At 73.2% G+C, this 14,118-nt stretch carries 1 protein-coding gene; it reads right to left on the reverse strand.

Annotated elements, in window-relative coordinates; all coding sequences use genetic code 11:
• The coding region (locus tag IEZ00_RS35795; RefSeq protein WP_506347080.1) for a coiled-coil domain-containing protein at positions 1 to 14,118 on the reverse strand (14,118 nt) is incomplete at both ends.

Here is a 14,118-nt window from a genome sequence, read left to right on the forward strand (position 1 = left end):
GGGCTCGGGCTGAGGCTCGGCATTCTCGTCCACCGGGGGCGGCTTGGGCGCGAACGGCTCGGGCAGCGGCGTGGAGATGGCCACGCTGAGCCCGTTCTTCTCGGGCTCGCCCAGCCCCCGCCGGGTGGCCTCGTCCGGGGTCCACTCCTGCGGCGCGCCGTCGGCGTCCGGACCCCGGTAGGGGCCGGTGAACCCGTTCGCCGGGTCGTTGACGGCCTTGCGGTAGTCGGCGGCGCGTACCCCGTTCTTGTCCTCCCTGGTGTTGAAGACCTGGTTGAGCGGTCCGCCCAGGGTGGTGTGCGACTGCAGCTTGACCGCCTTCGCGCCCGGCTTGACCAGCGGCATCGCCAGCCGGGACAGGTCGGTCTCCACCGCGCCGTCCACGAAGTCCACCAGGAACACCTCGCCGCGCACCGGGTGCTCGACGCGGGCGCCGTCGATGCGGGCCTCCTGCACCAGCTCCTCGTACAGCTCCACCGCGTCCTCGTAGTCCTGCTCCGAGGCGTGCTCGACGCTGTCCGGGTGCGGGGGCAGGAACACCTCGTGGTGGGCGGCCAACTCCTTGGCGTAGAACAGGTTCAGCGACTTGGACAGGGCCACGAACTCCGCGCCCGCGTCGCCGAACCGCACGCCGGGGTCCACCAGCGGCGGCAGCGCGTCGATGAACAGGTTCGGCTCCGGCGTGTACGGCAGCAGCGGGTGCGTGGCGGCCATGTTCTGCCGGGCCGCCATGTCGGCCTGGATCTCGGTGCGGAAGTCCTCGACGAACTGGTCGGAGTTCAGCTTCTCCCTGGCCTTGACCTGCTTGCCCTTGCCGAGCCTGCCCTCCACGCCCTGCCGGAAGGCGTCGGTGTCGCCCACCCGGTAGCCGCCGCCCACCAGCAGCGGGCGGGACGGGTCGGTGCCCATCTCCGGGTCGGAGACGAGCTTGCGCACGTGGGCGAAGATGTGGTCGCCCGACGGCACCGCCCGGCTGCCCGTGTCGAAGTCCATGACGGACACGTACGGGTAGGTCTTCCTGGCCACCATGGACTGCACGGCGAAGCGGTGCGCGTCGCTGTCCAGCGTCCGGTTGCGCATCTCGCCGTGCTTGAAGCCCTTGCTGCCGTGCACCAGCCCCACCAGGGCGATCGGCTCGGACCGGCCCGCCAGCACCGGCTCGGCCAGGGCCAGCGCGGTGTCCACCGCCTGCTGGTCCTTGGCGTTGACGCCGAGCACGAACGCGACCCGGCCGCGCTCGTGCTCGTCCAGCCCGGCCATGACGCTGTCCACGACCGCGTCGAGCTGCCCGAGCTCCTTGGTCGGGACGATCACGCTGACCACGAAGGACAGCGGGTGGTCCTCGCGGATGCTCAGCTCGGTGTGCGCCAGGTAGTTCTCCGGCGTCACCGGGGACACCGGCACCCCGCCCGGCGGCAGGTCGGCGAACGCCTGGTTGTGCACGCCCTCGTCGGTGCGCACCACCGGGGCCAGGTCGAGGTCGGCCAGCTCGGCGGTGGGCACGTCCAGCTCGTGGCGGGCGCGCTTGGTCGCCGGGCCGGGCTCCCCGTCCGGGTCGGTCGAGTCCACGTCCATGGCGTCGGGCTCGGGAGTGGTGGCCACCTCGTCGTGGGGGCGCTTGGGGGGCGCCTTCGGCAGCGCGGCGTCGGCCTCGAACTCGTAGGCCGAGCCCAGCGCCCGCATCCGGTTCTCCACCAGCCACAGGCTGCGCGGCACGAGCGGGCCCGGCTGGGCGCTCATCGGCCCGGCCGCCGCCACGCGGGTCGCGTCCTCCTCGTGGGTGAACACCGGCCTGGCGCCGGTGCCGTCCACCGCGTCCTCCGCGTACTCGTCGTGCAGGCCGAGGAAGTGGCCGACCTCGTGCGCCAGCCGCGCGGGGTCGGTGTCGGCGGGCCAGTTGAGCTGGTCGGGCCTGCTGCCCGGCTCGGTGATGGTGATCCGCGCGTGGGCGTCCGCCGGGTCCTGGGTGAACTCCACCGTGACGTGGAACTGCTCGCCGCTTGGCAGCCGGTTGCCCCGGTTGAACAGCGCCTCGACCCCCTGGCGGGTGCGCTCCCGCAGGTTGGCGTCGGGGACGTGCAGCTTGACGGTGAAGTCCCTGACCGGGACGCCGTCGACCTCCAGCGCGCGGGTGTCGTAGGCGATCTGGCCGCGCCACGGGTTGAGCCGCACGCCGTCGGGGGTGACGGTGGAGTCGGTCATGACCCCGCTGTCCTCGCCGCGGACCCGGCTGGTGACCGGGGTGTCGGCGCGGGCGGCCCGGATGTCGGCGCTGGAGACCGGGGAGACCGCGTCGAACCACGGCGCGGTGCTCGCGTCGCTGTGCCGCCAGGACGGGTCGTCCAGGACCGGGTGCGGTCCCTGCGGCTCGGGCGAGGTGATCACCGTGTCGGTGACCTTCTCGCCGACCGGGGGCGCGGGCGGCACCCAGCCCTCGGGGCGCTTGAGGTCCCAGTCCACGCGCACGTCGGTGGTCGCGCCACCGGTGTCGCGGACCGTGCCGGTGATCCCCTTGTCCGCCAACGCTTCCGCGACCACCTGCGCGTTCGGGCCGGACACCTCGACCACCGGGGGCAGGTAGCCCATGCGGTCGCGGGTCGCGGTGGTCTCGGCCAGGTCGGTGGCCAGCGAGTCGAGCTGGGCGGCCTGCTCCGGGGTCAGGTCGGCGTTCGGCGCGAGGTCGAACGACCGCTCCGCAGCCGGGGCGGCGACCTGCGGTGACACCTCGGGGGACGCCTCCGGTGACGTCTCGGGGGACGTCTTGGGGGACGTCTCGCGGCTGTCGGTCAGCGCCTCCACCGCCGCCGTCGCGGCGTCGAGCTGGGACCGGGCGGTGGCCAGCTCGGCTTCCAGCGCCCTCGCGGTGGCGTCCCAGGTGGCCTGGGCGTCCGCGTTCCGCGCGTTTTCGAGCTGGGTGCGCGCGGTGTCCAGGCGGGTGCTCACCTCGGCGACCGCCTGGCGACGCGACCGCTCGGCTTCCCGTGCCTTCGCCAGGTCCTCCGCACGGGTCGCCCCGGTGTCCGCAATCGTGTCCGCAATCGTGTCCGCAATCGTGTCCGCGGTCGTGTCCGGGGTCGTGTCCGGTGCAGGCGGTGCGGGCGGTGCGACGGGCGACGCGTTGAAGCCGTCGACCTGCTCCTCGACCCGCTGCTTGGCCTGCCACCACTCCAGCTGCTTGAGGTCGGCCTCGCGGCGGCGGTCGCCGAGCACCCGCTCGGCCTCGACGACGCGGGCCTCGTGGGCGGCCCGCTCGCGGGTCGCCTCGTCCAGCCGGGCCTGCGCCTCGGCGCGGGCCTCGGCCGCCTCGCGCGCGGACCGCTGCTGGTCGCGCAGGGCGTCCTTGGTGGAGCTCAGCTCGTCGCGCGCGGCGGTCAGGTCCGCCCGCGCCCGGCCGAGGTCGCGCTGCGCCCGGTCGAACTCCGCTCGACCGCGGTCGGCCTCGGCCCTGGCGTCGCGCTGGGTCGCCAGCGCGGTCTCCTGGTCCCGCTGGGCCTCGGCCAGCTCCCTGGCCAGGCCCTCCGAGCCGGGGGTCCGGGCGAGCTTGTCGGTCAGCTCGGCGACGGCGTCCGCCGCGTCGTTGACCTCCCTGGTCGCGTCGACCAGCGCCCACTCGGCGTCCTGCGCCGCGATGTCCAGCTCCGTGACGCGCACGCCCAGCTCGCGGACGGCCTCCTGCGCGGAGGTGATCCGCTCGCCCGCCTCCCGCGCCGCCCGCTCCAGGTCGGCCACCCGGCCCGACGCGGCCTGGTCGGCCTGCACGGCGGTGTCGAGCGCGGCCTGTGCGAGAGTCTGCGCCTCCTTGGCCGCCGCCAGTCGCGGGGCCACGTCGTTGATGACCGCCTGCGCGTCGTGCCGGGCGCTGTCGACGGCCACCTCCGCGTCGCGCCACGCCTTCGCGGCGTCCTTGACCGCGGTCTGCGCCTGGCTCAGCTCCTGGCCGAACTCCCGGCCCAGCACGGCCTCGGCCTCGGGCGCGGGCATCCGCACCGCCGCCGAGGACGGCACGGCCAGGTCCACCACGCCGGTCCGGCCGCCGACCGTGGCGACCACCCGGTACTCCACGTCGAACTCGACCAGGCCGGTGCGGCCCTGCGGCTTGAGGTTGTTGACCTTGTTGTCCGACGCGCCGCCGGACACCGCCTCGGACGCCTCGCCCGCGTGCCGGGCCTCCACGCCGCCGAAGCCCGCGTTCACCGTGGTGGCCGGGTCGGCGTCCTGCTTGACCGCCGCGCTGCCGGTGGCCGCGACCACGGAGAAGTCGCCGGTCTCGCTGACCTTGGCCTCGCCGCTGGTGGTGGTGACCGACGTGCGCGGGTTCTCCAGGTCGACGCCGTCGCTCAGGCCGCCCAGCCGGGGGTTGACCAGCTTGGCGTAGACCTTCACGTCCGCGTCCTGGCCGAAGGTCAGCGCGGCCTCGTGCAGGCCGGGCACCTCCAGCGGGCCGTCGAGCATCCCCGGCAGGTTGGGCTGCAGGCTCTCCGAGCCCAGCGCGGACAGCAGGGTGTGCAGCGAGCCGGTGCCCTTGCCGGTGATGCCCTTGCCCGCGCCCGCCTCGGTCAGCGCGCGCACCGCCGCGTCACGCAGGTCCCCGGCGCCGCGCAGGTTCTCCACCGACGCGGTGGGCGGCAGGGTGGCCGGGTCGCCCGACCCCTGCCACGTCGCCGCGGCCTCGGCCGTGCCGTGCTCGGGGCCGCGCCGGATCGCCGCGGCCATGTAGGGCTGGGGCGTGCCGGTGACCCGCTGGTTGTCCGCGTGCAGCCGCACGCCCATGTCCTTCGGGTCGCTCTTGACCGCGGCGACGACCTCGCTGCCCTTCTCCACCACCAGCTCGAACTGGATCGGCACGGTGTACTTCACCGCCGGGCCGCTGCCCACGTGCACGTGGCCGACCTGGGTCGTGGTGGAGGTGGTGACCGAGCTGTTCCTGGACTGGCCCACGTTCACCGCCGCCGCCGCGCCTGCGGTGCCGGTGACGTTGGGGTTCGCGCTGCCCGGCTGCGCCAGGCCCGGAGCCTTGAGCCCCACGCCGACACCCGTGCCGCGCCCCTGGCTGTCGGTGAGCTTCTCCGCGCCCGTGACGGAGTGCGCCATGACGACGCCGTCGTTGACCGCCTGCGCGAACTGCGGCTCGCCGACCGCGGCCTTCAGGGTGACCTGGAACGAGTCCTTGCCGAAGGTGCCCGGCTGGTGCAGCAGCAGCGGAACGCCGCCGTCCAGCGCGCTGTCGATCATCGACTTCACGCTCGTCGGCGAGGTCAGGTCGACCAGCCGCTGGAGGTTGTTCATCGAGTCCTTGAGCACCGAGTCCGGCACCAGCGGGTCGCCGACGACCTTGCCGGTGCGCCGGTTCAGGTCCGCGACCAGCTTGGACACCTCGGCGGACAGGTCGGGCACCCGCTCGACGGCGCTGAGCCCCAGCGCCCCCGGCTCGCCGGGGGCCAGCGTCCTGGGCGGCGCCATCGTCGGCAACGCGGGCGGCGGCACGTCCGCCGCCACGTCGGGCAGCAGCCCCATCTCGCGCGCCACGTCCTCGCTGACCCGCGCGAACACCGCGTTGGGCAGCTTGACGTCCACGCCCACCGCGTGCGGCGTGCCGCCGTGCACGACGTTGACCGACCGGCTCTCCCCGACCAGCCGCACGTTCGCGTCCAGCTGCACCAGCACGGTGCGCGCCGTGGACGGCGTGGCGGTGGTGCGGTCGACGCTGCCGCTGATCTCGCGCGCCCCGCTCCTGGAGTCCGACCAGGGGGTGACCTTGCCGGTGGCCGCGACCCCGCCGGAGCCCTTGGGGTCCGTGTTCGGCTTCACCCCGACGTTGACACCCGCGGTGAGGTCCACCGACCGGCTCACCGACTTGTCCTCCCCGGCCTTGTAGCCGCCGGTGAGGGTGTTCTCGGTGCTGGTGTCGTCGGCGATGCTGACCAGCTTGGCGTCGCCGAACCGGATGGACACGCCGATCGCGCCGGTGCGGTCGGCGACCCGCCGGTCGTAGGTCAGACCGGTCTCCTGCATCCCGGTCTCGGCCAGCTTGCGCAGGTTGGCCTTGATGTTCTCCGGGCTGAACAGGCGGTCGATCTGGTGCCGCGACTCGGTGCCCGGCACGGTCAGCGCCGTGTCACCGCCCGCCGCGGCGTTGAGCACCTTGATGGCCTCGTCGCGCAGCGCCGTGGTGTTGGCCACCGCCTCCACGTGCAGCAGCTCCGGCGCCTTCGGGCGCGGCGTGCCGGGGTTGAGCAGCTGGTGCACGGTCGGGGCCTCGGCCAGCGGGGTGACCTGCGGCTCGCCCGGCTTGAACGCCGACGGGTCCACGGTCAGCGCGGAGCTGTCCGACACCCACAGGTTCACCTTGCCGCTGATCGGCGGCAACGCCTGCGGGGCGCCGGGGTCGCCGGTGCGCGCGACGACCTGCGGCCTCGGCGCCTGGGCCCCCGGCAGACCGGGGGTGACCCGCTGCACCCAGTTGCGCGGCCGGGTGAACGTGGTGATCTCCACCTCGAACTCGACGTCGTGCTGGAACACCTGCGCGTTCGGGCTGCCCGCGTTGAGCGAGGTGCTGTTCACCGCCGGACCCGCGGCGTTCTTGGTCGACCACGAGTGGTTGTACTTCGCGCCCACCTGGGGCGCGGAGGACACCGCGGCCAGGGAGGTCTTGGCGGGCACCGAGACCTTGCCCTCGACACCGCCGCTCCAACCCTTGGTGGTGGTCGTGGAGCTGTCCAGCTTCGGGCCGCTGGAGGACGAACCGCGCACGTTGCGCGCGTCGGCCTGGCCCAGGTGGGTGCCCTGGCCCAGCTTCGCCTTCACGGTGATGTTGACGTAGGTGTTGGTCGTGGTGCCGGAGTTCTTCAACCGCACCTGGACACCCGGCCCCACCAGGCTGTCCATGCTGGCCCTGAGCGCGGTCGGCGACAGCTGCGCCAGCTCGCGCTGGTTGGCCAGCCGCTCGGCCACGTCGGCGAAGTCCTGGCCCTTGCCCCGGCGCGGGTCCGCGGTCGGGTTGTTCCAGTCGGGCAGGAACTCCTCGAAACCGGGCACCTTCTTCAGCGCCGCCTCGACCTGCGCCTGCACCTGGTTGGCCGGGGCGAACTCGCCGACCTTGGCGTTGCCCGCGGCCAGCGCGGCGTCCAGGTAGGGCGGCTCGAACCGGGTGCCCGCGGTGCCGGGCTTGACGAGGTCGGTCGACGTGCCCGGCGGCACCGGCAGGCCCTGGGCGGCGGCCTCGGGCAGCCCCATCCGCAGGTAGGTGGTGACCGGCACGGTGATCGGGTCGCCGCTGGGCGTGCGCACCCGGAGGTCGGCGGTCACCTTGTACAGGCCGGTGTCGCCCCCGACCTGGATGCCGGTGCGGTTGCTGGTGTTGGTGCCCGCGGAGGCGCTCTCCGCCGTGCGCGCCGAGTAGCCCGCCGTCACCCCCACCGTGCCGCCGACCGCGCCGGGCACCCCCGCGTTGCCGCCGACCCCGGCGCCCGCGTCGAAACCGGTCTTGGTGGTGGCGGTGACGCCGGTGCTGCCGGAGTTGGTCTCGTGCAGCTGCAACTGGGCCGAGCCGTGCGTGCCGACCAGTTCGGCGGTGCGCAGCGTCGCCGTCATCTGCACCGCGCCGCCCTTGCTCGCGTGCGGGCTGACCAGGTCCGGCGAGGTCACCCAGCCGTTGAGCATCGCGCCGAGGTTGTCGCGGATCGTGGTGGGGCTGAGGAAGTCCTGCAGCGCCGCCCGACCCGGCGCGCCGATCTTGGTGATCGACGGGTGCAGCCGGGAGGCCACCTCGGTGAACGCCTGGCGGGTGTCGACGTCGGTGACCGCCTCCGGCACCGGGTGCTCCAGCTTCGCGCCGATCGCGGGGTCGGTCAGCGTCACCGGGCCGGTGCCGGTGCCGGAGGTGGCGATCGTGCCGAGGTCGTCGGGGATGCGGAGGGTCACGCCGCCGCTGGTGCTGACCGCCTGCGGGACGTTGCCGCTCGCGTCGGTGAGGGTGATCTGGAAGTTCACCGGCACCTGCGCCTGGACCGACCCGTCGCCGGACCTGATGGCGCGCTGGTCCGCGGTGGACGTGGACGTGGTGACCGTCGCCGCCGGGGTGGCCAGCTGCGCCTTGCCGCTCACCGACCCGTACGGGCCGACCGCGGTGCCCGCGGTGACCGCGCCGCCGATGTCGTTGGCGGTGGCGACGGTGGTCGCGGTGGCGGTGGTCGTGCCGCTGACCGCGGCCATGTCCAGCTTGACCTTGGTGCTCGGCGTGGTGATCGCGGCGTCCGGGTCGGCGGGCGGCAGCATGGTGGCCTGGACGTTGGCCTCGAACCACTTGCCGTCGATCTGGACCTGGAAGTTGCGGCCGCTGCCCAGGAACGACTCGAAGTCGTCGCGCAGCGCGCTGTCGATCGCCGCCGCGTCGCCCGGCTTGAGGCCGGTGATCGCGCCGGTGACGTTGTCCACGCCCCGCACGTCGGTGGGCGCGATGGTGCCCAGCGCCTGGTTGGACTGGAAGAAGTCCGGCAGGGCGCGGGTGGCCAGCACCGGGGCCGGGTCCGGGTTGGCCACCGGGGCCAGCGGGATGACCGGGTTCGGCGTGCGGCGGAACGGGTTGCGCAGCGGCGCGTTCGGCGCCTGCGCGTCGCCGTTCGCACCCGTCGTGTCGGTCGTGGTGTCGGGTGCCACCTCGGTCGTCACGTCGACCGGGGCCGTGTTGAACGACTCCAGCGCGTGCATCCGGTTCTCCACCAGCCACAGGTTGCGCGGCAGGACGCCGGTGCCCTGCGCGTCGAAGCCCTGCGTCATCGGGCCGTCGTCGTTGACGACGCGGCCCTGGCCGTCCTTGTGGTTGAAGATCGGCTTGACGTCGCCCGCTTCCAGGTACTCGTCGTGCAGGCCCAGGAAGTGGCCGACCTCGTGGCCCAGCACCGCCGGGTCGGAGTCCACCGGCCAGTGCAGCTGGTTGGCCCGCCCGTCGGGCGCGGTGACGGCGATGGTGCCGTGCGCGTCCTTCGGGTCGTTGGTGAACTCCACCGTGACGTGGAACTGCTCGCCGCTGGGCAGCCGGTTGCCCTGGTTGAAGAAGGCGTCCACACCCTGGCGGGTGCGCTCCTGGAGGCCGGCGACCTGGTCGGGCGTGGCGTTGCCGTTGGGGTCGAGGAAGACCTTGACGGTGAAGTCCCGCACGGGCGTGCCGTTGACGTCGAGCACGCGGGTGTCGTAGGCGACGGTGCCGCGCCACGGCTGCATGGCGATGCCGTCGGGGCCGACGGTCGTGGTGTTCAGGACACCGGCGTCCTCACCGCGGACGGTGCTGGTGACCGGGGTGTTCGCCCGCGCCTCGCGGATGTCCGCCTCCGGCGCCGCGCCGGGCTGCGCGTCGAACCACGGCGCGGTGGTGGCGGTGCTGTGCCGCCAGGACGGGTCGTCCAGGACCGGGTGCGGTCCCTGCGGCTCGGGCGAGGTGATCACCGTGTCGGTGACCTTCTCGCCGACCGGGGGCGCGGGCGGGGTCCAGCCCTCGGGGCGCTTGAGGTCGTAGTCCACGCGCACGTCGGTGGTCGCGCCACCGGTGTCGCGGACCGTGCTGGCGATCCCCTTGTCCGCCAGCGCTTCCGCGACCACCTGCGCGTTCGGGCCGGACACCTCGACCACGGCGGGCCGGTAGCCGGTGCGGTCGCGCATCGCGTTGGTCTCGGCCACGTCGGCGGCCAGCGAGTCGAGCTGGGCGGTGTGCTCCGGGCCCAGCGGCGCGCCCGGCGGCAGGTCGAACGACCGCTCCGGGGCGGGACCGCGGGCGCTCCGCTCGGCAGGCGTGACGGACGGCGCGGACGGCGCGCCGCGGGTGCCGGGCGCGTTCGGCGGGGCGGCCTCGGGCGTGGTCGGCCGCGCCGGGTCCGCCGACCGGGACCGCTCCGTGTCGGCCCCGGCGGTGTCCTGCGCCGGGGTGTTCTGCGCCGGGGTGTCCTGCGCCGAGGCGGGACGCGGGACACCCAGGTCGTCGGCCTGCTTCTGGGCGTCGACCTCCCCGATCCGGTCGCGGTGCGCGGTGATCGTGTCCGGGTCGGCGAACATGGCGCGCAGCTGCTCGATCTTCTGCGCGGAGTCGCCGGTGTACTCGAAGTGGCGGCCGTCCTCGGTGCGCTTGATGCCGTTCTCGTCCGCGACGAAGCGGTCGGTGAACGCCTTCGGACCGGGCTTGGTCTCGCCGTCGACGTTGGTGAACGTGCTGTGCGTGGTGTAGGACGAGAAGTCCGCCTGGTAGTACTGGTGGAACTCGTCGAACAGCTTCTTGGCGTTCTCCGGCTTCGGCGGGCCCGAGTAGTTCGGGTCCGGGTCGCCGACCCGCGCCGCCAGGTCGTGGATGAACTTGAACGTCTCGTCCACGGACATCTTGCCGCGCAGGTAGAACCCGAACGGGTCGGAGTCCACGATCGCCTTGGCGGCGGTGAACTCCCGCTGGTCCGGCCACAGCCCCTGGTAGCGGTCCATCATCTGCACCGCGAGCTTGTGCTCGGGCTCGCGGTCGTGCTGGCCCTGCCCGTCGCCGAACTGGTTCTTGGCGTTGTTCTTCTCGATGTCGTGGAACAGGATCGCCTTGGCCAGCGCGTCGGTGGAGATGAACCGGGCGTCCGGGTCCTCGCCCTTGGTCAGGTCCAGGTACTGGCCCAGCACCATCTGCGCGTGCTCGTAGAAGGTGTACCCGTCCGCGGAACCCGGCTTGCGGTACGGCTCCAGCTGCGGCTTGGTGGCCACCTCGTCGAACTTCGGCTTCAGCTCGGGGAACTTCTCGATGAGCTGGTCCACCACCGGCTTGGCGTCCGGCTTGCCGTCCGCGTTCACCGCGTCCTGGATCGTCGCGCTCAGCGCGTCACCGGCCTCGCGCTGCCGCTGGTGCTGCGCCGGGGCCTCGGACTTCCACTGGTCGTAGGCGTTGAGGAACGGCCCGTCCTCCTGCGGGCGGGTGTTGAAGTCCACCGCGATCCGGTCGGAGTCCGCCGCGATCAGCGCGCCGATCTCGGCCTGCGTGGCGATCTCCGGCACGTTCGCCATGAACGCCTCGACGTCGGCCGGGTCGACCTCCGCGAAGGTGAACCCGGCCAGCGCCTGCTGCGACTGGGCGGTCGCCTCGGCGGCCACCGCGTCCGCGATCGAGTCGCGGAAGGCGGGGTCCGCCAGCGCGAGCGCCGGGTCCTGCCGCAGGCTCGCCGCGATGTCCGCCGACAGCTTGGGCAGCACGTCGCCCGCCACCGTGGCCTTCAACGCGTCCGGCGCGGTGTTCACCAGGTCCTTGCCGGTGAACGAGCCCAGCGCCTGGTCCACCACGGGACCGAGCACCTTCTGCTGCGCGACTTCGCTGAGCGCCTTCGGGTCGATCGCCACCTGCACGTCCGACGGGAGCTGGCCCCGCAGCCGTTCGGCGACCAGCCGCTGGAACTCGGCCTTGCGCTCGCCGCTGAACCAGCCCGCGTTCTTGCCCCGGCCGCCGGACAGGTCCTCCAGCTTGCCGATGTCGCCGAACTCGGCCTTGATCGCGTCTTCGGCCTTCTGCCTCAGGTCGCCGGCCACGGTCTGCCTGCTGGGACCGTCGAGCAGCTTCAGCCCGTCGCTGTTCGCGACCTGGTTGACGAAGGAGTCCACCAGCGGGGTGACCACCGCGTCGTCGAACGAGGTCTTGGTCTTCTTGGTCTTGAAACCGTCGTTCACGGCGGCGGTGAACTCGGCCGCCGTCTTGGGCACCTTGCCGCCGTTGGCGCCCCTGATGTTCTTGTCCACGTCGCGCAGCGCCGAGCTCAGCGAGTCCGGCACGACGGTGGAGTCCACCGCGTCCCTGAGCGCCTGCGGGTCCACGCCAGGCGGGGTCACGGTGCTCAGCTTCGCGTCCAGCACGCCCGGCGCGGTCGACAGCACCTCGGTGGTGATCTTGCCGACGTTGACCGACGGCGGGCCCACCGAGTTGAGGAACTGGTTGAGCCGCTCGTAGCGGGCCGGGAAGCTGGTGTCGCGCGGCGGCGCGGGCGCGCGGCCCGGCGCGGTCTCCGCGTCCGGCTCGACCAGCGCGTTGGGCGTGCGGTCAGCCGGGTCCTGCTTGGACTGCTCCCACGTGACGTAGTGCTCGCGCAGGTTCGTGGCGATCTCGTGCAGCTGCTGGGGGTTGTTGTTGAAGCCGTCGAACTGCCAGTTGCCCGAGGCGTCCTTCTTCCAGGAGAACCACGGGTCGTTCTCCTTGCCCAGGGCGTCGGTCTGGAAGTCCGGACCCATGCCCAGCCGCTCGTAGAGCTTGGCGACCGGCTCCACCCGGCCCGCCGCGTCCGAGTGCGCGAACGGCACCGCCGGGTCGGGCGCGTAGGTCACCAGCGACCCCGGCGTGGCGTTCTCGATCAGGTCCGCCAGGTGCTGGCCGCCGATGCCGAACTGGTTGGTGTCACCGCGCTGGTCGACGTTGTACGTGTTCTCCTGCGCGGACACGTTCGGCCCGTGCTCGACCGTGGCCCCGGAGGTGATCCGGTCGAAGGTCTCCAGCGGCACCAGGAACGAGCGCAGCACCGGGCGCTTGAGGTCCGGGCTGTTCGGGCCGACCGGCTTGCCGCCGTCGGTGTGCTGGTACTTGGCCAGCCACTGGATGGCGCGCTGCGGACGCCCACCGCCCGCCCACAGCTGGGCGTTGTTGCCGGTGGAGATGCTCAGCTTGCCGCTGTTCGGGTCCGGGTCCTGCTGGATGTCCTTGAACGGCGAGGTCGGGTTGCCGTCGGCGTCGGGCGTGAACGTGGCCGGGTTGACCACCGCGGTGTAGATCCGCACGTGGTGCTGCCCGGCGATCGTCTCGACCTCGTACTCGCCGCGGTGGACCGTGTACTTGTTGTTGCCGTTGCTGACCGTCGTCGGACCGGGGTAGGCCACGCCCGGCCGTCCGATGTGGACCTCTTCCTTGGTCCCGTCGTAGCGCGGGCCGTCCGGGGTGTCGCGCTGGACCACGTGCACCGGCACGCCGGTGATCGGGCCGTGCGAGGTGAACTGCCCGTCCGGGCCGAGCACGTGCACCCGGATGCCCGAGGCGTTGGCGATGTCGGCGATCGAGGGATCGGGCGTGCCCGGCACCTGCGGCGTGATCGACGGATCGGTGGCGGTGATCGCGTTGACCAGGCTGTCGGTCGGCGTCGCGCCGGGAACCTGGACGGGGACGACGCCGTGCACGTCCAGCATGCCCTGCTGCGCGTCGGTGACCGTCCTCGGCTGCTGCGCCGGACGGCTCGGCCGGGGCGCGTTGGGCAGCTGCGGCGCCGCCTGGACGGGCACGACCACGACCGGCTGGACATCGGGTTCCGCCGAGCGGGTGCGGGGGACCTCCGCCGCAGGCGGCTGGGCGCTCGGCGGCTGGACGGCGGGCGGCTGCGGGGCGACCGTCGCCGTGGGACCAGCGGGCGGCGGCACCGGCGCGACCGACGGCGTCTTGGCCGCAGGCGGGTTGACCGTCGGACTGCCAGCGGGCGGGGTGTTGACCGGCGGGGTGTTGACCGGCGGCGTGTTCGCGGTCGGGGTGTTGACCGGCGGCGTGTTCGCGGTCGGGGTGTTGACCGGTGCCGGGGTCGGGTTGGGCGTGCTGGCCGCAGGCGCGTTGACCGGCGGCGCGCTCGTGCCAGGGGCGTTGACCGGCGCGGGCTGGGCGCCGACCGGGTCCGGGCTCTGGACGTTCCCGGCAGGCGGTGCGCTCGGCGGGGGCGACGCCGGGGGCGGCGCGTCGACCAGCGAGGTGTTCGTGTCCGAGGCGTTGGCCGCCGGAGTTTCCACCGCAGGCGTGCCAGCAGCGGGCGGCGGGACGTCGGCGGGCGGCGTGTTCACCGCCGGAGTGCTCACGGGCGGAGCGCTGGTGACAGGAGTGTCCGCAGGAGGAGCGCTGACCTGCGGGTCGTTCGCCACCGGGCTGTCCACGCCGCGATCACTGGTGAGGGCGGGCGGCTGCACGTCCGGCGTCGGCGTGGTGTCGAGGCCGGGTTTGGTGTAGAGGACGGTGCGTTCGCCGGTGTGGGGGTTGACTTCGATGACGCGGTCGACGTTGGGGTTTTCCTGAAGAGCGGGGAATTCCTTGGTGTCGAAGACGTTGCCTTCGCGGCGGTTGACGCCGAGGGCGACGTAGACGTCGCCGCTGGC

The organism is Saccharothrix coeruleofusca (assembly GCF_014648515.1).
In the GTDB taxonomy this organism is placed as follows: domain Bacteria; phylum Actinomycetota; class Actinomycetes; order Mycobacteriales; family Pseudonocardiaceae; genus Actinosynnema; species Actinosynnema coeruleofuscum.